The organism is Desulfosporosinus cupriresistens (genome assembly GCF_001707885.1).
GTDB lineage: Bacteria > Bacillota > Desulfitobacteriia > Desulfitobacteriales > Desulfitobacteriaceae > Desulfosporosinus.
Map to the genome: position 1 here is coordinate 13,234 of NZ_MASS01000044.1, position 24,261 is coordinate 37,494.

Genomic DNA, 24,261 nt, shown 5'->3' on the forward strand with positions numbered 1-24,261 from the left:
CTGGTCATGGATGACCGAGTGTCCATGTAGCCATGGATGGCGAGAAGGGACCGCGAAGTAGCAATTGAAGAAAGGTTGGTTAATTGTGATCTGGAATATAGAGCAAGAATGTATGAGCCGCAGTAAGCTGGAAGAATTGCAATTAGAACGTCTGAAGTGGACGGTTAACAGGGTATACAACAAGGTGCCGCATTATAGAGCGAAATTTGAGGAACTAGGTATTAGACCTGAGGACATCAAATCCTTAGCCGACATAAAGCGTTTGCCCTTCACTACGAAAGATGACTTAAGGAGCAACTACCCTTTTGGGCTCTTCGCTGTTCCCCAGAAGGAAGTGGTTCGTGTCCATGCCTCATCCGGTACCACTGGCCGACCAGTGGTCGTTGGCTATACGGGTAACGATCTCAATACCTGGACCGATCTGACAGCTCGGATGGTCACGTTGGCCGGAGTCACCTCCGATGACGTTGCGCAGATTGCTTTTAATTACGGTCTTTTCACCGGAGGGTTTGGTCTACATTATGGACTGGAAAGAGCTGGCGCCCTTGTTGTTCCCGTCTCAGGCGGGAATACAGAACGGCAGATCATGTTAATGCGGGACTTTGGTACTACTGTGCTTATCGCCACTCCGAGCTATTCGCTTTATATCGCTGAAGCTGCTGAGAAGATGGGGATTGACATCTCTTCTTTGAAGCTTAAGATCGGGCTCTTCGGAGGTGAACCCTGGACTGAAGAAATGCGTAAGGAGATTGAATCTAGGCTCAATATTATTGCCACGGATAACTATGGTCTAAGCGAGGTAATGGGTCCTGGTGTCGCCGGGGAATGTGTATATAAGTGTGGTCATCATATTGCAGAGGACCACTTTATTATAGAGACAATCGATCCCGAGACAGGTGAAGCGCTGGAACCCGGCCAAGAAGGGGAACTTGTATTTACTTCTCTGACCAAGGAAGCTTTTCCGGTGATCCGGTTTCGGACCAAAGATATCTCTTGTATTACCCAGGAACCCTGCCAGTGTGGTCGGACCACAGCACGTATGCGTAAGGTCGTTGGTCGCACGGATGATATGTTGATCATTCGCGGTGTCAATGTCTTTCCTTCCCAGATTGAAAGTGTTCTCATGAATATCGAGGGCATAGGTCCTCATTATTTAATCAACGTCCACAGGCGCAATTATCTGGACGAACTGGAGGTAGTCGTTGAGCTCACCCGTGAAGATCTGCTCGAACCTTATTCCAGGCTAGAAGACTTTAAGGGATACATTCGGCAGAAGCTTCACGGCGTTCTCTCAATCAACGTTCGTTTGAAGATCGTCCAACCTGGAACTCTGGAACGGAGCGCCGGTAAAGCAAAGCGGGTCTTCGATTACCGTCGCCAGCTTGCTGAATAGGCTTAACAATATTCAGCATCAATTTCTCGTTTTTATTGCTAATTTTGATTTTATAAAGGTGAAGGTGGAGACTATATGTCAGTTAATTCACTTCTACTAACCTTGATTCCTATTACCGTAATAATATTGATGCTCGTTGTTTGGAAAAAGCCTGCAGATATCAGTGGTATCGTAGGATGGATTGCAGTTTCTGTTATCGCATTTCTATTTTTTCAAACGAGTGGTGAAGTAATCCTCAGGTCTACCGTAGCTGGAGGAGTAAAGTCTTTTGCTGTGTCTTTAGTGGTTGCCACGTCTTTGTTACAGATGGCTTATATGGAGAAGACAGGAGCACTGAAGAGAGTTATTATTTTAATTAAAACGATCGCCAGTGATAATAGGGCCGTACAAATTATGCTTATCAATATTGGTTTCGGCACGCTTATGGTATCAGTTGGGGCAACCCCTGTCTCCCTACTTCCGCCTATTATGTTGGCCCTGGGTTATTCAACTTACGTTTCTATTGCTCTTCCGTGTATTGGGTATGATGCTCTCTGCACCTACGCTTTGTTGGGAGCACCTGTAGTTGTTTTCGTGGACATGGCCAATTCATTTCTCGGCAAGGGTCATGAAATTAGTTTGTCTCAGGCGGGCAGCGTGTTTTTTATGTTTCTACCGGTTGTCTCCACATTAATCGGTTTTTGCATGCTCTGGATTGTAGGAAAGTGGCAGGGTATCAAAGACGGTTGGCTTCCTTGTGTGATTACTGGAGCGGTCATCACAATTGTCTCCTATTATACAAACAAAGTAGATAGACTAGTGGTTCTAACCGGTATCATGTGCGGTGCCGCGGTTATTATTGCTATGGTACTTTATCTAATGGCTACGGGAAAAAGGGTTATCGATAAAAGTAGCTTAACTGTTGAGGAGCTGGATTATGAAAAAACATATCCTCTCTGGAAAGCTTTAACACCGTGGGTCCTTCTTATTGTCCTAATACTTCTCCTTAATGTTCCTACAGATATGTTCAACTTTCTTTACAGGAAGGTTACCCTTCCAATCGTCGGTCTGTCTGCTGACGGTAAACCAATTATGACAAGAGCATTATGGAATGCTTATACGTGGATTTTGGTGAGCACCATTCTTTCTATGGTTTTCATAAAACCGACGTCTTCCCAATTGAAAGAAACCTTTAGGTTGTGGTGGAAGAGGGCTCCTAGGCCAGTTTTTGCTGTGGCCATTTTCTTTAGCATAGGGGAGATTATGAATATGTCCGGCTATAATATTGTCACAAAAAAGTTTGCGGTGGCCAGCATGGTGCAGGTTTTGGCGGATTTTTCATCCCAGATCTTCAGTAACGCTTACGGTTCAGTGGTTACTTTCATTGGTCTTTTGGGAGGATTTATAACAGGCAGTGAAGCTTCTACAATAGCAATGTTCTCAATCTATACAATGAAGACTGCAAATTTGCTCCATATGGGACTAAAAGAAATGCTTATAGTAACAGCAGGATTGGCCTTTGGTGGTGGTCTAGCGAGCGTCATATCTCCAGCAAAATTACAGAACGCTGCAGCAGCAATCGATAAAATGGGTGAAGAGACTAAGGTAATAAGAATTGCCTTTGTATTTTCATTAATATTAACAGCAGTAACATCCGCTTTGGTTGTCGTGTTATTGAAAATTTATGCGGTTTGAAAAACAGCACACTTACATAGCTTAACGCTAGGAACGAAAATCTAGACGCAATTTTGGGAATAGCTTTTTGAAGCAACAAACGGTCCGTTATCCACTTGATGGATAATGGACTTTTTGATTAAATGAAACCTTTCACGAAAAGGAATCGACCCCACGAGGAAGAACTTGGAATTGATAATTATGGAACTGGTAGTCTTGGCAAAGGATAAACCCGAGAACTGTCCTAAGAAGTCGAAAAAGCCTATAATAACTGTAGAGCCTGAAGAGAACTCGAAACTGTGGCGGCATACGTTGAATTGAAGGAGGCCCTAATGATTATTAAGTCTTATAGTAAATTAAATAAAAAGACTATTAATGAAGTTCTTAACCTCGAAAAGATTTGCCAAGAACATGACATGCTTAAAGGAAGCGTATTCTTAGATACTTCTTTGAATTTTGATCAGAGTATTAAGAGTACATTTCTCCTATATGAAAATCGTGAGCTAATAAGTATCTTATCCATGTTTATCCCCACACAAGAGGAAGCTGAAATATCAGCATTTACTTTGCCTGAGTACAGGCGTAATGGATACTTTAAAGCATTGTTAGAAAAAGCAGTCGAAGAACTAAGGAAATTCGATATTCAAAATATATTGTTTGTATGTGAAAAGCAATCAATTTCTGGTAAAGGGGTATTGACTACCCTCAATGCTGAGTATGATCATACCGAGTATTCTATGAGATTCAACAAGACTAGATATGAATATAAGGACATGTTTCGGCTATCCCTTATACCTACCCATTTTAAGGATCTCAATCAATTAATTGATATAAGTATGAAGATTTTCAATGATGGCTATGAAGACTCCAAAAGTATAATTGAAAATTGTCTTCAATCAGAAACTCGGGAACTTTATCTTGCAGTCTTGAACGATGAGATTGTTGGCATGAGTTCAATAAACCAGGAGAGAGATGAAGCCTTAATATTTGGGTTGGGGATAGTACCCGAATATAGGGGTAAAGGATACGGAAAGGAATTATTACATCTAATCATCGATCGCTTATGGCAAACGGGAAAAACTGAACTAATGCTTGATGTCAATAGCGACAATGCACATGCCTTAGAACTTTATAAAAAATCTGGTTTTCAAATAGAAGTAGCCTTTGAGTATTATAGAAAAAAAGTAAGTGAAATATATAAATAATGATATGATTTCAAGACATCAATGTACTGCGGAACTTAAAATTCTTGCGCTATTAATTTCAGAAAAAGCAATAATGACGATAATGGTTATTAACAATACGATTCAAGAATATTATTAGAATATTTAGATTTTCGTAGTTACAACTTTGAACTCAAGTAGTATACTTAGTTAAATAATGGAATAAGGGTAATTAAGGTTAGCTCAGTTATGGAAAATAAATTAAAAGAAGGGTTTAGCTTATGTTAAACGATAAAACGAAACCTATTATCCTGTCGGATCAGGTTCAGACATCTCTTTCTAATCTAGATCCTCTCACCCAGAAGGTTTTTCTGTCTCTTAATCCGCCTAGCCCACAGGATAATAGGGCAGATGTTGACCAAGTGCGTCATGCGTTGGTACGTAGCTACGGCTCTGTTAATGTGCCCCTGGCAATTATGCCCAGGGTACCTGTCATATGCCGCAGCGCCGATTGGCAAGTCACAGCGACCCTTGCGGACACTGGACAAGGATGGAAATTAATTGATCTGGAACCCGGCGACACCACCAAGGAACAATTCGGGTTGGCCATTGATATTGGCACGACAACGGTGGTTGTATACCTTGTTGATCTATGTGACGGCACGGTTCTTAAACATGCAGCCGACTATAACGCTCAAATTGTCTTGGGCGAGGATATTCTAAACCGCATTCGTCATGCTGCCGAACCAGGCGGTTTAGCCCGCCTCCAAAAAGCAGTAGTAGACACCCTAAACGGTTTAATTAGAATCCTTTGTCCGTTGCCAATGGAGACAGGAAAAATTACTGCTGTGGCCATTGGGGCTAACACAACCATGGTTCATCTTTTGCTAGGTTTGAACCCCGCTTCTATTTGTCGGGACCCTTATACTCCGATTGTAAACAACCCAGGCTTGATTCCTGCTGGAGAAATAGGGCTGGATATTAATCCCTTAGCCCCTATCTATTGCTTGCCAAGCATAGGCAGTTACCTTGGTGGGGACGTCATCGGTGGAATCCTAGTGAGTGGGATGCACAAACAGCCAGACGTTTCGCTATTTGTTGACATCGGCACTAATGGTGAGATCGTGATGGGCAACGAAGAGTGGCTTGTTGCTTGCGCTGGAGCTGCCGGACCGGCTCTGGAAGGCGGTGTCACAAGCTACGGTATGCGGGCGGAACCAGGAGCCGTAGATCGTGTTTCAATAGATCCGAAGACGGGTAAGGTGGAGTATACAACGATAGACAATGCCCCTGCCCGCGGCATCTGTGGCTCTGGCCTGGTGGACACACTTGCCGAACTTTTCCTCAACGGCATCATTAATAGGACTGCCCGTTTTCAGACTGGGAAGGATTCGTTTGTTGTAGTCCCTGCTGCAGAATCGGCCACGGGAGAAGACATTGTCATAACGCAGATAGATATAACTAACTTCATAGCTACGAAAGCAGCGGTCAACGCGGCAACAGATTTCTTGATGGAAAATGTAGGATGTGCTTGGCAGGAAATGAGCCATTTTTATGCTGCCGGAGCGTTTGGTCAGTATTTGCCGATCGAGTCAGCCGTTACAATTGGACTATATCCTGATTTGCCGCGCGCTGCCATTGTGCGCTTGGGCAATAGTTCTGGAGAAGCAGCCCGTCAAGTTCTCCTATCTCGCACCAAACGTCTGGAAGCAGAGGCTATCGCCGCAAAGGTCACATATTTTGAACTAAATGCCAATCCCGCTTTCATGGAGAAATTTAGTGGCAGTAAATTCTTGCCCCACACGGACATTGACCGTTACCCTAGCGTCAAGGAACGTCTGCAAGCCCGCCGCTTGTGAACTGGAAATATTGGTAAGATAATAGATAATTCCGTTCGCAAATCTTAATTGATCTGATGGCGCCCCCTTTAATTGGCTTTAAGGGGGCGCTTTTTATGTTTGTCAGAACGCATAACTGACGGTTATAACTTTCCCTTCTTGAGCTTAATAGTGTAGAAAGCTTCAGTCCGTGTTCATAAATAATCGATAATTCAAGCTGCCAACTAATTGGTACATGTATTCAATCGTTGACATACTACTGAAGTCAGAGCTGAAGCGGGTTATAAGGCCTAATATTTAAAGGTGTAAATAATCATATACATTCAGCTTAAGTAAATTTGATGAGAGATTTATGAGGAAAAAAGAACTATAAGCCTTGTCATTGCTTAAAACAGAGGATTTTGAATCTAAGATGATTTTTTGGCATAAGAATTGCAAGATTATTCCGTAGATTCAGAATAGAGCAATTCTAAGCTATGAATTGCCAAGTTGTTAGGGAAGAGAAATTTGAGAGGGAGGAGCATAGAGTTTTTTAAGTTGTGCGGATTTATTATTATAATTTATTTGGAGTATTAATTGTCCAAACTAAGGGGGAGAATTTTAATGAGTACACAAGAAGTAAAAATTACTTATAGCGGTGCAGATCCTACAGCGTTTGGAGTTCTCGGTTTATCGTTGGTGTGTTTCGTCGCATCCTCTGCTAAATTAGGCTTCACTAACCCTAAATCAACTGCTTTAATTGTTGTCTGGGCAGCATTATTGGGTGGAATTGTTCAGATTATGGCTGCAAACATTGACTTTAAAAAAGGTAATGTATTCGGTGGCACAGTTCTAGGCGCATATGGCTTTTTCTGGGTAGGTATGGCTTTTTCAATGGCAATTATGAATGGGATGCTTGGTCCAGGCATGCAAGCAGCAGTTGATCCTAAAATGTTGGGAGTAGTATATGTTGGTTACCTGATTTTTTCTCTGTTTATTACTGTAGCGGCTTTCGAAGTGAACTTCCCTTTTATTGTAATGCTAGTGCTCATCGACGTGTTATTTATTTCTCTAGCGGCTGTATCGTTTAAAATGGGTCCCGTCGCCACATTTGCCCAACTAGCTGGCTGGTCTGAATTAATTATCTCCCTCGTTGGTTTCTATGCTTCAGGGGCAATATTTTTCAAGAACTTCTACGGCCGTGAAATATTACCATTGGGTAAGCCCTGGAATATTATCAAAAAGGCGACTCCTCCTTCAGCTCAAACTCAGAATCTTAAGCAGGCAATGTAACATTTATCAAGTTACTATGGGGCTGTGCTAAAACTTGTTACTATATTTTTCACATCCCCACTTTTGCTTCTATATCATCAAAACACAAGCGTCCTCACTCCACTTTAATAGTGAAATGAGGACGCTTATTGATTGTTATAACCACTTGAAATTTTGGAGACTGAGTTTTCACACATCCCCCTGGGACAATCCGTATGGTCAACCCTTCACTGTCACGGCGTCATGCGGGAACAGATGCAGTATGCCTATGACGGACAGGAACGCCTGCTCTAAAGTTCTTTCGAATGGCAGTTCTGAGATGTACAGCTACGATTCCGTGGATAAAGGCTTTCTGAGGCCAAGCAATCCACAACGATTTTGTTTATCTAGTTCTATGTAGTTCCTTGTTAAGCAGGGTATTTAATTTTATAATTAGCGTATATCAAATTCTGAAAATTTAAGGGGGAATTCCAATGCCATTTATTCAAATGGAAGCAGGCAAATACACAAAAGAGCAAAAGGAACAACTGATTAGTGGTTTTACTAAGGTAGCTAGTGAGACTTTAGGTATTCCCGAAGACAAATTTATTGTGTTGCTTAAAGAAAATGAGTTAGATAACTGGGGTACTGGGGGCAAGATGCTTAGTAAGGTATTAGGCGAGCAGTAAAACAATAAATGACGGTTAGGTTAAGAGGAGACGCCTGAGCGTCTCCTCTTAAAATTGAAAAGTTAAACTTAATAAACGTGCTACACAAAAAGGAAGGCTAAAGCCATTATAGCATACGCTGCCAAAAGCTGTGCTCCTTCTAGCCAGTTAGAGCGCCCATCCAAATTAATCATTGCGGTAATAACGATCCCCATGATGATGACTATAAGTTCATAACTGGTAAAGAGGAGGTCAAGAGGGTGGCCCATAAAGTAGCCTAGAAATACTAACAGAGGGGCAACAAAGAGCGCAATTTGTGTGCTTGAGCCAATGGCTATTTCTAGACTGATTTCCATTTTATTTTTCAGGGCCATTATTACGCTGGTGGAATGTTCAGCGGCGTTGCCGATGATCGGAATAACGATAACTCCAATGAAGAGTTCGCTGATCCCCAGAGTTTTAACTACAGAATCAATTCCTTCCACCAGAAATTCGCTTTCTAAGACTACGAATAAAGTAGCAATGAGTAAAATCAACAAAGCTTTCGATTTTGACCATGTTGGATCTTCCGAATGTTCTTGACTAGGCCGAAAAACATCCTTGTGTGTATGAAGAGAGAAAAGTAAACTTAATAAATAGACGAGCATCAGGACAAAAGCAACCCCAAGACTTAAGGGCTCTGCAGCAGGATTAGAGTGTGTGTTTAGAAAGACAGCGGGAATGATCAGCCCCGTAACGGCCATAAGGAGCATTGAGGTATGCATACCAGCGGCTGCTCTGTTGAATTTTTGAGACTTATACTTAAAACCGCCAAGGAACATACTTAAACCCAACACTAGAAGAAGATTACCGATGATGGAGCCTGTTATAGAGGCTTTGACAACTTCTACAAGGCCGGCTTGTAGGGCGAAAATGGTGATGATCAGTTCTGCCGCATTGCCAAAGGTAGCATTAAGTAAGCCTCCAATTCTGGGACCAACAAAGATGGCTATTTCTTCTGTGGCTTTCCCCATATAGCCGGCAAGTGGAATTATGCTTAAACCCGCAGCGACAAAAAGTAAGACAGGCGAATAATCAGACAGTCGAAGGAAAATACTGGCGGGAATCGCCAAAAGTAACAGATTGAGAAACTTCAAAAACTTAACCTCCTTTATTTAATCTATTATTTCTAAAACAATTAAAATCTATTTGAGCACGTATGTCAAATAAAGGAACAGATACTTTGGCGCAATAACAAGGGTGGGAGCTAAGCTACCACCTGTTTTCGTTTTAATGGGAGACTTGTGGCAAATATTATAAGGTTAGCAGACGTGGTTTAAGTGCTTTGAATCAAATAGATTACAAGGAAGATCCCGACTGCAAGAACTGAAATGGTAAGCAGTATGCTAAGTATTGATGATGTATGATATGTATCTTCGTTTATTTGTCTCTCGACCTTCTTATAGCGGATATAAGCAAGCACGCTCATTAAGGCCCCGAGACCGACGAGGAAGATTCCAACAATTGCTGAATACCCATGAGAAGGAGGTAGTGCACTTTCAATATTTGGTTGTTTTAAAATGTAGGACATTTGTTTTATGAACAATGCGAATCTCTCCACAACAAAACCGAATGCCATTATCCCAATGCTTGTTCTAATCCACGCAAGAAATGTTCTTTCATTTGCCATATGAACACGGCGGTTACCAAGACCTACAGGTTTCTTTTCTTCAATTATTTCTGGCATACAGTTACCTCCCAATAATAATAGTTTAACAATTAAAACAATAATTGTAAAAACAATTCATTTGTAAGGTGTAAATCCGATCATGAATTGCAGTTATTCTGCACAGATCTGAATAATACGACATGATTTATATGCTAGCTAAGGAATGGAATAATAGTATTAATTGATTATGATCATACAGATCAACTATAGACTTGGCGATAACACGATGTTAATCTTTACTTGAGATCTATGAATTATAAAAAAAGGAGTGAAAGTGAATGGTTTTAGGTGTCATTGCTATTATTGTAATTGACGCTGTTTTAGTAATACTTTTCCTTAAATATAGCCACCTGTCGTTCATAAAACCTGGAGGAGGACGAAAGCATGTCTAAACATGCAATGGCGGAAAGTTGACACTGAGATAGCTTTTTCGAAAGTTGAACATTGCAAACAAGCAAATTATTAAAACGGCTGACAAGCCGTTTTAATAATTTGCTTGTTGTTTTAAGAAGGAAAAAGGCGACACCTTAATACTTGCTCTAAAGGGTTTGATTGCGGTGCAGAGATGCCTTAGAGAGTTTCACTTACAAGAGCAGACCAGTTTTTCCCCTTATAAGCGTTATAACCTCGAGTATGGGCGTAACCGTAAATCTTAGTGCCGGAAGTATTCTTTTCAAAGATATATCCGTAAGTTTCGCCTTTCATCGCGAGTTGGGCAGCACTAAGGTGCTTCAAATTATCCGAAAGAATACCCTTGCGGTTTCGGCAAGCAATGACGTAGCCATCGTTATTGATAATGAATATGTCCCCATTCTTACCGATGCGAGCTGATTCAATAATGTCATAAATAAAATTCCAGTTAAACCTGGTGGAGAAATACCCCAATAACTGACCTTCGTCACTGCGGATCGGACATGTATAAGCCACGGTATGCGATTTATCAATATTGGAAAGATAAAGATCACTTACAGAGATAGCGTTTGCAGCTTTGGCGTCTTTAAACCAGACTTTATCTGCCATGTTCTGTCCGATGAATTCATGGTGGACACCAGCTGCGACGATAGTGCCTTCAGTATCCAGCACATAAAGGTCTAGATAAACTTCATAAATGTCAACCAGTTTTTTAAGTAACGTGTTAGCTACAGAAAAGCGATCGGAATCTGTCGTGCAAAAGCAGTTTTTCACTTTATCAAAACCGGCCCATGCTTGGGCATCACAATTACGTTCAAAAAGGTTCCGATCAATTTTATCGATTGTGTCATAAGCGACATCGGCTGTACGTACAGCCATTATTTCATTGGCCTTGCTCTGGATATTTTCGATGATTTTGGTACTTTCTTTAGTTGAAGTTAAACTGCGCGTAGCCAGCTTTTTTATCTCATCCGCTACCACGCTAAAGCCTCGACCCGCTTCGCCGGCTCTTGCCGCTTCGATTGCAGAATTAAGAGACAAAAGATTGGTATGCTGGGCGATTTGGCGGATGGAATCGATGACTTGCCCCATTTCTTGGTTAGCGTCTTTAAGTTCACTAAGTAGAATGGAAGAATCAATAACAAGTTTGTCGTTTGACATGTAGACATCACCTCTTAAAAATAAACATAGCCTACCCAAACTCAGGTAGGCTTCATTGCCAATTCTGATTTTCATTATATGATAGACGTAGGAAATTGCAACATATTTCTTTTTGCCCGACTAATTTAAGGATTTTTAGCGGATATTCCCGAGAAAAGAGATTTCGTTGGAGGAGAAACGCAACTACAGAGCTTAAGATAAGTACTCTAGACTAGGAACAGCAAAGGATAGATCACTAAACGTGAGCACGTCATTGAACTCAAGAAAGTTATAAGCGTTTTTTTGGGCATTCTCCATAAGTTCAGATATCGGAGTTGTAGTAAGGATAACGTCCTTTGGTTGAAGTAATTGGTGAATAAGGCCGAAATGCTGAGAGTTGAAGCGAATAGTAATGTGGATTTCATTCTCCCAAGTTACTTGGAGGACATAGGCATCCTTGTGTTCAGTTGCAAACCAATTATAGGTATACCCTGACAGACCGGATTGATTAATCGCTTTAACTTCTTTACTAAATTCCTTTACATATAGAATAAGCACATCGCGTCCATTTTCAAGTTTGCCAAAGGCTGATTGTTCAGGTGTGTAAGCTTGAGTAAACATCTTAATCCCCCTCTAGATAAAATTATCTTTACCCGCTCGAAAAAAAGTAATATTGTGTTGTCTATTATAGCTTACTTGTTTTACTCTTGAAAGTCTGTTGGTGTAAATAGTACGTTATACTGCCTTAGCCTTAGTTCCTCAAATGGAATATAGCTATGGGTATGTAATCAATGCTTTTTAGATTGTCGTGAAGGAAAAATGCTATCACAAATTGAATTGTAATTGTGGAGGTGATGAAGGTGTTTTTAAAACCATTGTTTGAAAATGATGTTCCTGTTGAACTTCGGTCTTGAACAGATTGAAGTACGGAGGAAAATAAATGACAAAAAAACATCTGGGTTCAATATACCTAGCTACAGCTGCAACAATTTGGGGTGGCATGTATGTTGTTAGTAAAGTTGTGCTTACAGTCATCCAGCCGATAGAGTTAGTTTGGCTTCGCTATGTAGTGGCTCTTATCACACTTATAATGGTCGGAATTGTCACTCGCCAATCTTGGCGTATTCGTAGGCAGGATTTCCCCCATATTCTAGCAATCGGAGTGATTGGTTATGACATTTCAATCTGGACTCAGTTTGTTGGAACGAAGCTCTCATCCGCTCAAATGGGAGCTATGATTACCTCGGCTACACCAGCGTTAATGGTTATATTTGCTCGTCTTTTACTGAAAGAAAAGATCACTTTTCGAAAAGGGTTGTCAACTTGCATAGCTATGATTGGTGTATTATGCATAGTAGGAGTTGGAGATATAGGAGATGCAAATCAGCTTGGTGGTATGGTGTTAGGGATAGCTGCTTTATCTTGGGCATTAATGTCTGTGCTGATAAAACGAATCCCCAGTAGTTATTCTCAACTTGTCGTTACCACTTACGCTATTTTAATAGCGACAGTGCTAATAACACCGTTTGCTTTTTCCCAGTTAGACCAAGCCCAGATCTATGCTCTCTCACAACCAGCTATTTGGAGCGGAGTTTTGTATCTAGGTATTGTTGCTACAGCTGCTGCTTTCTTTCTGTGGAACAAAGGGTTGCAAATGGTCGATGCAGGCAGTGGAGGTCTTTACTTTTTCTTTCAGCCTATTGCAGGTACCATATTGGCTTGGCTTTTCCTTGGAGAACGTGTTGGAATTACATTTTGGATCGGAGCGATATTAATTCTGAGTGGAGTTTTTCTGGTAGTCAAAGAGTCATGATGGCGAGAAGCAACCACTAAAATAGGGAGCACTCAGTGGCGGCTAGCCATCGGAAAATTAGCGCGGAAGGAAGATGGACGATGGATAATCCGTGTGGAACGACCAAGGCTAATGTCTTTGAGCACACTGAGGTTAACGGGATCCCTATCTATTTTGGTTCGGGGGTTAATCCGGTTAATTCTCCCGCTCAATTTTTTGTGGCCTGGGGCAAGGGGGCTTTAACCGGTGGTTTGATTCATACATTTAACAGTGAGTCTCCGGAAAAGGGGTTTCGCTGGTTTATTGATGAAGATGAGGCGGAAGCCGAATATGTCAAAATGCAGCGGACTTTGCAGGCGGTATCCGATTAATTACCTTTAATCACTAAACAGGACAAACTTGTACCACCCTTGGAAGAGTTCAAAGGGTATAAAGAAGTTTATATTAGGAAAGAGCCCTCGGCTTTGCTGAGGGCTCTCATGGTCATAAGAGTTCCGTACGAGGGTTAGTTATGATGAATTCCGCCATCAGGTCGCCATCTAGGGCGCCGATGGTCCCGAGGCCAGTGGTCTCCATGGTTTCGATGGTCCCAACGATCCCAACGATCCCAATGGCCCTTATGGTCCCAACGATGCCAATGGCCTTTATGGTCCCAACGATCCCAATGGTTCTCTTTGCTCCCTGTGCTCCATTTATTTCCTTGATTCCAGCCATTCATATTAATCACTCCTAATAAAGCTTACTGCTATATTTTCTGTATTTTCCATTAAATACCAATATATGATCTCATTATATGGTGTATACAATTTGTCTGGTTCCACAATCCGTGCTTCTAGATTAGGAAGCTTAAATGAATGGAACAAACATTGAAATAAGGTATTGACAGAGTATAAATTTCGATGTAAATTTAACCATACTTTATAATCGTACGTGTACGAACGGTTGTCGAGCAAACACAAGGGGGATTGTAATGAAAAGAATTGCTGTCATTATTTTAACAATGGTTGTGGGGCTTACAGGCTGCAGTACGACAGGCCAAACACAGGCGCAAGCAACGGCCAATGTTCAAGCGAGTAAGTCGGTCTTTGTGATGGCGGGAATAATTGACGCCAATGAAAAAGCTGTAATTACGACTAAGATTCCTGCCAAGGTAACTACTATCCCTATCGAAGTAGGTTCTGCTGTGAAAAAAGGTGACCCAATTATTACGCTGGACACGAAAGATATTGAAGCGCAGGTAGCTCAGGCTCAAGCTGGAGTTAATACCGCTCAAGCCAATTTGGTTAAGGCACAGACAGGAGCGCGACCTGAGCAAATAGCCCAAGCTCAGGCTGCTTTAGACAGCGCGAAAACAAGTTATCAAAATACCAAATCGAATTTTGATCGAAACCAACAACTTCTTGCTGCTGGTGGAATATCACAGTCGCAATTTGAAGCATCTCAGACGCAGTTGGCCGGTGCACAGGCTCAGTACGACTCGGCACAAAACCAATTGGATATCCTAACTAAAGGAGAAACCCAAGAATCGTTAAATGTATTGCAAGCCCAGGTCAAACAGGCCCAAGCAGCGTTGGACCTGACCAAAGCTCAACTTGCCTATGGAACTATCCTCTCTCCTGTTTCTGGAACTGTTAGTGAAAAAAATATCAATGTCGGAGAATTGGCTACTCCTGGAGCAAATCTGGTTTCAGTCGTAAATCTTGATTCCATATACATCAATGCCTCTCTACCGGCAGGACTTATTGGTAGTGTGAAAGCTGGACAGGCAGTTATCGTGAAAGTATCAGAAGTTCCGGATAAAGAATTTTCAGGGGAAGTCTCTGTTGTGGATCCTGTAATTGATTCTCGCAGCAGAACAGTTTTAGTAAAAATCAAATTAAATAATCCGGATTCAGTCTTGAAATCTGGAATGCTGGCAGAAATAGGACTTAAAAAATAAGGGTAGGTGGGATCAAATGATTGAAAAACGTAAAAAGATAATCTACATAATCCTTGCCGTGATGGTGGCTGCGTTCGCGGCTATCGGAGCGTATTATTGGTACGAAAATACTTATTTCGTCTCAACCGAGGATGCAAAAGTAATGGGTGACCTAGTAAGCGTGGGTCCACAGATTTCCGGCAAGCTTTTGGAATTAAATGTTGAAGAGGGAGATGCCGTTATTAAAGACCAGATCCTAGGTCGCCAGGGAATGAGTAATCCTGAGGAAACGAATATAGACCAATCCGTTTTCAGGGCGCCTATCAGTGGTATTGTTATAAAAAAGCAAGGAACGGTTGGCGAGGTTATTTCCCCGGGACAAACCGTTGCGATGCTGATCGATCCTAATAAGCTGTATATCACTGCTAATATTGAAGAAACAAAACTGGGAAATTTAAGGCAGGGCCAAAAAGTAGATATCACCATTGACCAATTTGGCAATAAGAAATTCACTGGCAAAGTAAAATACGTAGGTCAAGCATCAAATTCTACCTTTGCTTTACTTCCTTCCTCAACAAGTGCAACGTTTACCAAAGTAGTTCAGAAAATACCTGTGAAAATCGAGTTTGATAAAAGCGATAATACCTTGCTGCCAGGGACGAATGCCATCGTCAATATTCACATAAAGTGATGAGGAGAAATGAATATGACTGAACAACATAACATTCAAGAAAGTGCAGGTGACGATGCCTATAAGTGGTCTGCCTTGTTTGTTGTTGTGATAGGTACATTTATGGTCATGCTGGACAGCAGTATCGTAAATATCGCTCTTCCCAAGATGATGAATGTTTTCGGAGCAGATTTGGATTCCGCAAAGTGGATTTTAACTGGATATACTTTGGCAATGGGAGCAATTATCCCTATTACAGGGTTCCTAAGTGATACGTTTGGGATTAAGAAACTATTTATAGGTGCCTTGGCAATTTTTACTTTAGGTTCTTTTTTGTGCGGCTTTGCTTGGAGTAATAATGCTATGGTCGTCTTTCGAGTTTTACAAGCAGTGGGCGGCGGTGCTATTATGCCTGTCGGAATGTCCTACATTATGCAGATATTTTCGATCAGTGAACGTGGTAAGGCCTTAGGTTTTTGGGGTATTGCGTCAATGTCTGCACCCGCCATCGGACCTACATTAGGCGGCTACATCATCCAATATATGGATTGGCGCTTTATTTTTTATGTTAATGTTCCAATAGGCGTCGTGGGTATTTTCTTTGCGGGTTTTTTACTGAAAGAGACAACGCTTAAGCCCTATAAAGGAAATTTTGATTACATTGGATTTTTTTCGGTCATTGTAGGAATTGTCAGTCTCTTGTATGTCCTCGGCGAAGGTAGTTCTATTGACTGGGGAAATATTAAATTTCCGCTAATTCTTGCCTTAGGATGTTTCAGTCTCCTCATATTCACTGTTAACGAATTGATGCATCCCGCCCCTTTGCTGGATTTACGGTTGTTTAAAATATATGACTTTTCGCTCAGTCAGATTTCTACAGGTGTAACGATGCTGGCTATGATGAGCGGCATATATGTCTTGCCCTTGTTTTTGCAAAATTTAAGAGGATACACAGCAATGGAAACAGGCTTAATACTTTTTCCCTCGGCACTTGCTTCCGCGTTCATGATGCCGATTAGTGGCACTCTTTTTGACAAGTTTGGGGCAAAGGTGGTAACGGTTCCGGGACTCTTGTTAGTTGCCGCAACAACCTATCAAATGTCGATGTTTACCATGGATACGCCAGCAACGACTATTACGTTAATTTCTACAATTCGGGGAATTGGACTTGGATTTTCAATGATGCCTGTAGCTACCGCTGGAATGAATGCCATACCCAGACATCTGTACGGAAATGGAACGGCACTGTCCAGCACCGTCCGATGTATCATTCAAGCTCTAGCAATAACCTTTATCACCTCAGAAATATCAAATAAGTCTAATATTAACTATGCCAGATTCACTGAGCAGATAACCCCGTTCAATCATACGTCGAGCTATATCACCAACGTACTACAGGGGGTTTTTATGAAATCTGGGTTATCCCAGGGGAATGCTCACGGGTCGGCCTTATCAACAATTGGGAGAATGCTTTATGGTCAGGCCTATCTGGATGCCATCGGTTATGCGATTGCATCAACAGTACCTGCGATTTTGGTTGGAGTTATCCTAGTTCTAATGATGAGCAGTAAGAAAACGACTAAGAAACGAGAGTTAGAGAGATTAGTAGGGGAGAAGGTAACACATGAATCAGAAACTAGAATTGCTGGATTTATGGAGTAATCCTTCTGAACGAGTTATATTCCTTTTTAAATCCATTCATAAAATCTACAGGAATCAGATGTGTGAAAAATCCAGGCAATATGGCTTTACCGGTCCTCAAATTGGACTGATTCATGGACTGCACAAGAACCCTTTTTCAACCTTGAATGAACTAAGTGACTATTTGGGTCTGTCTAAAAGTACAGTTTCAGGGATTGTGGATCGGCTAGTTGGGCAGGGGGTAATCATCAGAGAAATTCCAGAAAATAATCGGCGCATTGTGCGACTTTCGTTATCGCCGGAATTTGAAACAAATAATGTGCTGAAAGAGTTAATGAACAAATATTTTGCTGATATCCTTAAGGAGGCCAGTGAAGAGGATATAGAAAAAATAATCTCAGGACTGGAGATACTCTATACATTAATTAATAAAAATGATAAGCACTCCTAAACTCGTTGAGACTTCGAACGATTTCGTCATTACAGCAGAAAACGTTCGAAAAAGTGTTGACCTATGTCGGAACTTCTTGTAAAATGAAAACACGATAGAATAAATAAATTAATGTTCATATAGTAGCAGAGATAAGGTCTGCAAGTTTCTACCGGACTGCCGTAAATGGTCCGACTATGAGCGAAAGTGTACCTAAGATTAAGAGTCAAGTGGTACAGATCCAAAGGCTTTTTGAGTAAGTCTTTACTTCGTTTTTGGATTACCCCGAAAGGACTGAAATCCAGGCGGGCAGGTTTCTCTCACTCATTTGAGGTGAAGGCTGTCCGCTTGGTTTTTCGTTTTTAGTGCGATATTCCGGAGTATATATGTAAGGAGGGGTTAGGGTGTTTACATTAGTGGATTTAGTTCAACCCGACAACCTAGCAGAAGCTTATCAGATTCTGTCTGATAAACGAAATAATACAATTCTTGGGGGCTGTGCTTTCTTAAAAATGGGTTCAAAACGAATCGGCACAGCTATTGACCTGACTAACCTGAATCTAAGCTATATTAGGGAGCAGGCTAGTTTTATTGAAATTGGAGCCATGACAAGCCTAAGAGAGATTGAGACTCACACCCAGTTAAGAGAGTATTTTAATGGGGTGCTTCCCAAATCAGTTCATAATATTATCGGAGTGCAATTTAGAAACGGCGTTACAGTGGGTGCTTCGGTTTATTCTAAATACGGTTTTTCCGATTTAATCACGGCCTTATTAGCTTTAGACACTGAAGTTGAGTTATATAAGGGGGGGAGAATGCCCTTAGTAGACTTTCTAAACAAGCCCCATGAGAAAGACATTTTAGTGAAAGTATGGATTAAGAAAAACAACCGCAAAGCAGCATACCTGAATTTAAGGAAATCAGCTAGCGATTATGCAGTCATAAACGTCGCAGTTTCTATGCTCGAAAATCAATGGACAATCGTTGTAGGAGCTAGGCCAAGTAAAGCAGCGATAGCAGTAAGAGCTTCTGCAGCTTTATCAAAAGGTAAACTTAGTGTTGAGGAGATCGAGGGTGCAGCGCAAAAAGCATCAGAAGAGTTATCTTTTGGAACGAATACGAGAGGGACATCGGAGTATCGCAAGGTTCTCTGTCAGGTACTCGTCAAGAGGGGAATAATGGAGGTACTACATGCAAATCGAAGTGACAATTAACGATAAATTGGTGACCTGGGATGTAGAAAAGGACGAATTTCTAGCGGATACCTTAAGATCCCATGGATTCCTGAGTGTTAAGAAGGCTTGTGAAACAAGCTGTTGCGGACTTTGCACGGTCTGGGTTGATGATAAGTCAGTGCTGTCTTGTTCGCTCCTTTCCTTGAGAGTTCATGGTAAAAAAATCACAACAATTGAAGGAGTTCCCAAGCAAGCGGAGGAATTTGCTCGGATACTCACTGCAGAAGGGGCAGAGCAGTGTGGCTTTTGCAGCCCGGGCTTCATCATGAATGTGTTGGCTATGAAAAACGAATTGGTTAATCCTTCAGAAGATGAAATTATCCACTATCTTACAGGCAATTTGTGTCGCTGCACGGGCTATATGGGACAGCTAAGAGCTGTTAAGACCTATCTGGGGGTGGTAGAAGGATGAAAAGTGTCGGTCAAAGCATTCGTAAAATCGATGGAATGGCTATCGCCACCGGAAAACCAGTGTATACCCAAGATCTAGCAACACCCAATGCTTTAGTGGTGAAAATTTTAAGAAGCCCGCATGCCTTTGCTAAGATTAATTCGATTGATATATCCCGAGCAGAGAAGATGGAGGGCGTAGAATGTATTCTCACCTTTAAGGATGTTCCGGCCGGACGATTTACCTTAGCGGGACAATCATATCCCGAGCCCTCGCCCTATGATCGTTTGATTCTTGATGAAATGGTACGCTATGTTGGAGACGAAGTGGCCATTGTCGCAGCAGTGGATGAGAAGACAGCGCTTCAGGCTCTGAAGAGAATCAAAGTGGATTATGAGGTGTTGAAACCTGTTTTAGATTTTGAGCAGGCCTTAGGACATTCCACAGTCGTTCATCCTGAAGAAGATTTGTCTTGTAACTTTAACATTGGGTTACAAAAGGAAAAGAATGTTGCTTCCTCCTTTACAGAAGAAGTGGGAGACGTCGAGGAAGAATTTAAGCGTTGTGACGTAGTGGTCGAGGGTGTCTATTATCCCCAAGCTCAGTCGCATGCCATGATGGAAACGTACCGTGCTTATACGTACCTGGATCATACAGGACGGCTGGTAGTTGTCAGTTCAACTCAGATTCCCTTTCATATCAGAAGACAGTTAGCGAGAGCTTTGCAGATTCCCGCGAGCAAAATCAGGGTGATGAAGCCGAGAATCGGTGGTGGCTTTGGAGGGAAGCAAACGGGTGCAGTAGAGGTCTTCACGGCTATAGTAACTTTGAAGACAGGGAAACCAGCGATCATTACGTATGACAGAAAGGAAACCTTTAGCTGCACGACCAGTCGTCATGCCATGAGATTGAAGGTTAAGCTGGGAGCAGATCGAGAAGGCCTAATTAGAGCGATCGATATGCAGGTTTTATCGGATACAGGAGCGTACGGGGAACATGCCGCCACTGTCTTAAGTTGTGTGGGCCATTATACTCTGCCGCTTTATAATAAAACACGGGCTGTTCGAATTACCGGAAATGCTGTGTACACCAATAAAATGCCCGCAGGGGCTTTCAGAGGGTATGGAGCAACTCAGGGAACATTCGCCTTGGAATCGACCGTTAACAGTTTGGCGGAACAATTAGGGTTGGATCCAACGGAGGTTCGGTTAAAAAATATCAGTAAAGAAGGGGAAACTTTCCTGACCGGACAAGGTGTTTTACTAGGCAGCACGTCCCTAGATCGGTGTATCGAAAAGGGCAAAGAGCTGATCGGCTGGCAGGACAAATTTCCATCTCGAGAAATAGGTCAAAATAAAGTAAGAGCTGTAGGAATGGCGGTCACGATGCAGGGCTCGGGGATTGCCAATATCGGTACTGCATCGATTGAAATTAGACTAAACGATGACGGTAATTTCACTCTCCTTACGGGCGCAACGGACATGGGGACTGGATGTGATACCATTCTCAGCCAGATGGCCGCTGAGATTCTTGAAGTCCCGATGGAGAATATTATTGTTAGTGCAGGGGATACCGATACATCTCCCTTTGATCCAGGGTCCTACGCCTCCAGTACCACCTATGTTGCCGGCACAGCGACCATCAAAGCTGCAACGGAATTAAAGAAAAAAATACTGGAGCAGGGAGCGAAGTTTCTAGGGGTTTCTCTAGAAGACGCCGAAATGAATGGACTGGCCGTCCGCTCAGTCAGCGGAGAGCAAGAGATTAGTCTGGCCAAACTAGCTGAACTTACCATCCTAGGCGCAGGGAAACTTCAATTGGTGGGCTATGCCACTCATGGAAGTGAAGTTTCACCCCCACCGTATGTAGCCGGCTTTGCAGAGGTGGAAGTCGATCAAGAAACAGGAAAAGTGGAGTTGATCGACTATGTTGCGGTTGTAGACTGTGGGACCGTGATTAACCCGAACCTAGCAAGGATGCAAGCTGAAGGTGGGATTGCCCAAGGAATTGGAATGGCCCTCTATGAAGAGGTAAGATATGACGAATTAGGTAAAATGGCGACCAACTCCTTCATGCAGTATAAAATTCCCTGCCGCAAGGATATCGGGAAAGTTCGGATAGCGTTTGAAGAGAGCTTTGAGCCCACAGGTCCTTTCGGGGCTAAATCCATTGGGGAAGTGGTGGCGAATACCCCATCGCCAGCCATTGTCCATGCGGTTTACAATGCTGTGGGGGTTAAAATAAATCATTTACCCATTACGTCTGAAAAAGTATTTTTAGGTATGCAAAAATCATAATGAGAATCATTATAGAGTTATTAGGATATCCCGAGATTTCCGTAACTGGTGGGAGGTATAATTGTGTTTATAATTGATGAAGATGCAAGGCAATATATCAAGCTCAAATCGGGTTCGATGGTAATTGACATGAAAATGCAGCCAGCCTTAGGGGGATGAGCTTGTTCGACCAAAAACGTAACAGGTAGTTACGTGCCGAAAATCTCTATCGGAGAGCCCCCTGCTGATGAAAAAGACAGATTTGAAGTTATAGAAAATGATGCAATTAAGATCTACTGTTCGTCAAGGTTTAAAATAAAAGATGGTCACCCTGGAAAAATTCAAATTAAACTCAGAAAACTATTATTCTTTAAATGGTTGGAGTTAGAAGACTTATAAGAATCCGATGCAAAAATGAAGGGCTGAAGGCACTGCTTTCAGCCTGCTTTTGAGTCGATTCGGTGTAATTCATGGATAATCACGAATCAGGGGGAATGGAAAAATGAATCCAAGAAATAAATTAGGCGAAGACCTGCACGTTTCCAAGACCGTGACACTTCCTCGCTTGAACCGCTTAAGTCCTTCCTTGGAAAGTACAGCACTGAAGATTATGGAAGAATCCGGAGAGTTAGCTCAAGCTATAGGTAAGCTTAGAGGACTGAGTGGGGAACGACAACGTCTGGAAGAAGAAGAAGCCATGCAGATGGTAGCCCGCGAACTGGTAGATGTAGCTCAGACAGCTGTGACAATGATGTTTGTTCTGGAAGAGCAATATGGCATAGATTTGGAGTCTATTTTGCAAGAACATATTACAAAATTACGGCATAAGGGATATTGTGATTAAAGTATAGAAGCTATTTATGTATAAGAACGCAGGTAGTCTCTATTTTTTTATATAAGGTAAAAGTTAAAAACAAGGCTGAATATAATAAGTTCAAGCCTTGTTTTTAATTCCTCCTATCGTCCAATAAAATCTTGCACGAATATTTTCCCGTAAGCAGGGCTGGTAGTAATCCCAATACCAATGTAGTTGAAAGAAGAATTTAGGATATTCTCTTTGTGAGGAGGATCATTCATTAGAGCTGTATGTGCCGCATCGACCGATGAATTTCCGGCTATATTCTCGCCCGCTGAAGTATAATTAATCCCAAATGTTTTCATCATGTCAAAGGGGGAACCATAAGTAGGTGAAGTGTGGCTGAAATATGACTTGGTGACCATCTCATTCGATTTTGTTTGAGCCATCTTTTGCAACTGAGGGTCAATTTTTAATTGTACCACACCTGCTTTAGAACGTTCCTGATTAATCAGGTCAAGCATATGTTGCTGATCAGCCGTAAGTTGGACCTGTGAAGGGGGAGGACTTGGTGACGGAGCTGGCGTTGGTGCTGGAGTTGGAGCAGTTGCTGGATAGTAAGCTTTGGACAGATCTCCGGAGATTAAGCCCACGACATCATTTGGCAAATGAACAACCCACCATGTTCCAAGCTTACCAAGACACTCAACAATCTGACCCCGGTATACTAAACCAACTTTAAGGAAATTTGTTCCTGGGCCCGATCTTACATTGGCTGCAGAAGTGGTAATGGAGATCTTGGCAGGTATATTGGTGCGGCTAAATTGAGTTTGAGCATTAATTGAAGTGGGAGAAGCAGTCAAAATAAGAATGGTTGCCAGAATGATTGTGAAAAATACTTTACTTTGTTTCATTTGTTGTCTCCTTTATGCTCAGAGTTATGTTTTCAGTTACTATTCTACGGAATCGGTGTATATTTAATCGAGTTAAATTAAGGAAATATATTCAAGTGGCAAGCTCAAAAGCTAGATTATGTAAACCAGACTTTTCAGTTAGCGTTGACAATATATTAGCGGTAATGATAGTTTGAATACAAACGTAAGATTTGCTTTGGCGAAGGTTGTTAAAGGCATTTGCATGATTTCAAATCCTATTGTATGGTTTAGAAGGGTGTGTGCATATGAGCTATTTGCCGATAATTATTGCTTTGGTGATTATAGTATTATTTGGCTATTGGTCGGGAAAACGGCGTCTTAGATCAGAGGGAAGAAGGAAAACCAAAATACCCAAATCGTATCCTTTGTCAAAACCTGAGAGGCAAACAAAGTTGCGTAGGATTAAGTGAAAGGTTAGGGTGAATGGAAAACCCCACCGGATGTGACCGATGAGGTTTTTCAGAAGGAAGCTTACCAATTGTTGCGCGGAGTAGGATGGAAGCATTCTCGGCAATACACAGGCTTATCGCCTGATGGTTGGAAAGGTACTGTCGTTTCTTTGCCGCATTCAGCGCAGACGGCTGGATACATTTGGCGCTCTGTACGGTAGTTATTATATCCTCCGCCAGAAGGTCGGTTTTGGGCTTTCTTAGCCGCGCGACATTCAGGGCATCTTCCAGGTTCATTAGTAAACCCCTTTTCAGCGAAGAAATCCTGTTCTGACGCCGAGAAAATAAATTCCCGACCACAGTCCCTGCAAGTTAAAACTTTGTCTGTAAACATTAAAAACACCTCTTCATTTTAGTTATGGATTATCTGTCAATATTGAGGAAGTAGTTAGCTTCCTGTAATTGCAGCGATATTAAAGTATAACCACTGTTTTAGCTTTTTATCATTCAACAGCAGATGAGATTAATTGAAGTCAAGCATTAAAATAAATCCACCAAAAAACGAAGAGAGAAGCCCTATAATC

The 24,261-nt window shown here is 41.9% G+C and carries 24 protein-coding genes and 1 riboswitch; of the genes, 17 read left to right on the plus strand and 7 right to left on the minus strand.

The features are described from left to right. Positions 1-85: 85 nt before the first annotated feature. From DSBG_RS15690 to dmpI, 6 genes are all read left to right on the plus strand, one after another. Positions 86-1,393 carry a phenylacetate--CoA ligase family protein gene (locus tag DSBG_RS15690; RefSeq protein WP_068965250.1) on the plus strand — a complete coding sequence of 436 codons (1,308 nt, stop codon included), beginning with the start codon at positions 86-88 and terminating at the stop codon, positions 1,391-1,393. A 75-nt stretch (positions 1,394-1,468) separates the two neighbouring features. Continuing rightward, positions 1,469-3,067 carry an L-lactate permease gene (locus DSBG_RS15695; protein ID WP_068965228.1) on the plus strand — a complete coding sequence of 533 codons (1,599 nt, stop codon included), beginning with the start codon at positions 1,469-1,471 and terminating at the stop codon, positions 3,065-3,067. A 311-nt stretch (positions 3,068-3,378) separates the two neighbouring features. Next, positions 3,379-4,251: a GNAT family N-acetyltransferase gene (locus DSBG_RS15700; protein ID WP_068965229.1), complete on the plus strand. Its 873-nt coding sequence runs from the start codon at positions 3,379-3,381 to the stop codon at positions 4,249-4,251. 239 nt (positions 4,252-4,490) lie between these two features. Further along, positions 4,491-6,068, plus strand: coding sequence for an ASKHA domain-containing protein (locus DSBG_RS15705; RefSeq protein WP_068965230.1), 1,578 nt, complete (start codon positions 4,491-4,493; stop codon positions 6,066-6,068). Between the two features lie 582 nt (positions 6,069-6,650). Beyond that, the gene (locus DSBG_RS15710) at positions 6,651-7,319 is read left to right on the plus strand and encodes an acetate uptake transporter (RefSeq protein ID WP_068965231.1); all 669 of its coding nucleotides are present in this window, start codon (positions 6,651-6,653) and stop codon (positions 7,317-7,319) included. A 452-nt stretch (positions 7,320-7,771) separates the two neighbouring features. Then, positions 7,772-7,966 carry a 4-oxalocrotonate tautomerase DmpI gene (gene dmpI, locus DSBG_RS15715; RefSeq protein ID WP_068965232.1) on the plus strand — a complete coding sequence of 65 codons (195 nt, stop codon included), beginning with the start codon at positions 7,772-7,774 and terminating at the stop codon, positions 7,964-7,966. Between the two features lie 80 nt (positions 7,967-8,046). Here the strand turns inward: dmpI and cax are convergent, their stop codons facing one another. The 4 genes from cax to DSBG_RS15735 all read right to left on the minus strand — a co-directional run bounded on the left by cax (position 8,047) and on the right by DSBG_RS15735 (position 11,825). Further along, positions 8,047-9,081 carry a calcium/proton exchanger gene (gene cax / locus DSBG_RS15720; protein WP_068965233.1) on the minus strand — a complete coding sequence of 345 codons (1,035 nt, stop codon included), beginning with the start codon at positions 9,079-9,081 and terminating at the stop codon, positions 8,047-8,049. 179 nt (positions 9,082-9,260) lie between these two features. Then, on the minus strand, positions 9,261-9,671 hold the full coding sequence (locus DSBG_RS15725; RefSeq protein WP_068965234.1) for a YidH family protein: 411 nt from the start codon (positions 9,669-9,671) through the stop codon (positions 9,261-9,263). 552 nt (positions 9,672-10,223) lie between these two features. Further along, complete coding sequence (locus tag DSBG_RS15730; protein ID WP_068965235.1) at positions 10,224-11,225, minus strand: methyl-accepting chemotaxis protein; 1,002 nt, start codon at positions 11,223-11,225, stop codon at positions 10,224-10,226. 192 nt (positions 11,226-11,417) lie between these two features. Next, positions 11,418-11,825 carry a hypothetical protein gene (locus tag DSBG_RS15735; protein ID WP_009622531.1) on the minus strand — a complete coding sequence of 136 codons (408 nt, stop codon included), beginning with the start codon at positions 11,823-11,825 and terminating at the stop codon, positions 11,418-11,420. A gap of 319 nt (positions 11,826-12,144) precedes the next feature. Here DSBG_RS15735 and DSBG_RS15740 point away from each other — a divergent pair, with 319 nt between their 5' ends. Both DSBG_RS15740 and DSBG_RS15745 read left to right on the plus strand, forming a co-directional pair. Then, the gene (locus DSBG_RS15740) at positions 12,145-13,017 is read left to right on the plus strand and encodes a DMT family transporter (protein WP_068965236.1); all 873 of its coding nucleotides are present in this window, start codon (positions 12,145-12,147) and stop codon (positions 13,015-13,017) included. A gap of 80 nt (positions 13,018-13,097) precedes the next feature. Next, positions 13,098-13,367 carry a hypothetical protein gene (locus tag DSBG_RS15745; protein WP_068965237.1) on the plus strand — a complete coding sequence of 90 codons (270 nt, stop codon included), beginning with the start codon at positions 13,098-13,100 and terminating at the stop codon, positions 13,365-13,367. 112 nt (positions 13,368-13,479) lie between these two features. Here the strand turns inward: DSBG_RS15745 and DSBG_RS15750 are convergent, their stop codons facing one another. Next, positions 13,480-13,710 (minus strand): hypothetical protein, encoded by a 231-nt coding sequence (locus DSBG_RS15750; protein WP_068965238.1) that lies wholly within the window; start codon positions 13,708-13,710, stop codon positions 13,480-13,482. A 256-nt stretch (positions 13,711-13,966) separates the two neighbouring features. On the opposite strand from DSBG_RS15750, the gene DSBG_RS15755 reads away from it, so the two are divergent. The 9 genes from DSBG_RS15755 to DSBG_RS15795 all read left to right on the plus strand — a co-directional run bounded on the left by DSBG_RS15755 (position 13,967) and on the right by DSBG_RS15795 (position 22,401). Next, on the plus strand, positions 13,967-14,935 hold the full coding sequence (locus DSBG_RS15755; protein WP_068965239.1) for an HlyD family secretion protein: 969 nt from the start codon (positions 13,967-13,969) through the stop codon (positions 14,933-14,935). Positions 14,936-14,951: 16 nt separating this feature from the next. Then, positions 14,952-15,605 (plus strand): HlyD family secretion protein, encoded by a 654-nt coding sequence (locus DSBG_RS15760; RefSeq protein ID WP_068965240.1) that lies wholly within the window; start codon positions 14,952-14,954, stop codon positions 15,603-15,605. Between the two features lie 15 nt (positions 15,606-15,620). Then, complete coding sequence (locus DSBG_RS15765) at positions 15,621-17,246, plus strand: DHA2 family efflux MFS transporter permease subunit (RefSeq protein WP_083236919.1); 1,626 nt, start codon at positions 15,621-15,623, stop codon at positions 17,244-17,246. Beyond that, entirely contained in the window at positions 17,209-17,676 is a 468-nt protein-coding gene (locus DSBG_RS15770) for a MarR family winged helix-turn-helix transcriptional regulator (RefSeq protein ID WP_068965241.1), read from the plus strand. The genes DSBG_RS15765 and DSBG_RS15770 overlap by 38 nt, the downstream gene beginning before the upstream one ends. 95 nt (positions 17,677-17,771) lie before the next feature. Next, a riboswitch (purine riboswitch) is annotated at positions 17,772-17,873 on the plus strand. Positions 17,874-18,059: 186 nt separating this feature from the next. After that, the gene (locus tag DSBG_RS15775) at positions 18,060-18,869 is read left to right on the plus strand and encodes an FAD binding domain-containing protein (protein WP_068965242.1); all 810 of its coding nucleotides are present in this window, start codon (positions 18,060-18,062) and stop codon (positions 18,867-18,869) included. Next, positions 18,847-19,302: a (2Fe-2S)-binding protein gene (locus DSBG_RS15780; RefSeq protein ID WP_068965243.1), complete on the plus strand. Its 456-nt coding sequence runs from the start codon at positions 18,847-18,849 to the stop codon at positions 19,300-19,302. The genes DSBG_RS15775 and DSBG_RS15780 overlap by 23 nt, the downstream gene beginning before the upstream one ends. Continuing rightward, positions 19,299-21,578: a xanthine dehydrogenase family protein molybdopterin-binding subunit gene (locus DSBG_RS15785; protein WP_068965244.1), complete on the plus strand. Its 2,280-nt coding sequence runs from the start codon at positions 19,299-19,301 to the stop codon at positions 21,576-21,578. The genes DSBG_RS15780 and DSBG_RS15785 overlap by 4 nt, the downstream gene beginning before the upstream one ends. A 63-nt stretch (positions 21,579-21,641) precedes the next feature. Next, a complete protein-coding gene (locus DSBG_RS24215) occupies positions 21,642-21,956 on the plus strand; it encodes a CC/Se motif family (seleno)protein (RefSeq protein ID WP_348980980.1) in 315 nt (104 codons plus the stop codon). 103 nt (positions 21,957-22,059) lie between these two features. Then, the gene (locus DSBG_RS15795) at positions 22,060-22,401 is read left to right on the plus strand and encodes a MazG-like family protein (protein ID WP_068965246.1); all 342 of its coding nucleotides are present in this window, start codon (positions 22,060-22,062) and stop codon (positions 22,399-22,401) included. A 113-nt stretch (positions 22,402-22,514) separates the two neighbouring features. Here the strand turns inward: DSBG_RS15795 and DSBG_RS15800 are convergent, their stop codons facing one another. Together DSBG_RS15800 and DSBG_RS15805 are read right to left on the minus strand one after the other, a co-directional pair. Continuing rightward, entirely contained in the window at positions 22,515-23,267 is a 753-nt protein-coding gene (locus tag DSBG_RS15800) for a CAP domain-containing protein (protein WP_068965247.1), read from the minus strand. A gap of 492 nt (positions 23,268-23,759) precedes the next feature. Next, positions 23,760-24,071, minus strand: a complete 312-nt coding sequence (locus DSBG_RS15805) for a zinc-ribbon domain containing protein (protein WP_009620602.1) — start codon at positions 24,069-24,071, stop codon at positions 23,760-23,762. Between the last annotated feature and the right edge of the window lie 190 nt (positions 24,072-24,261).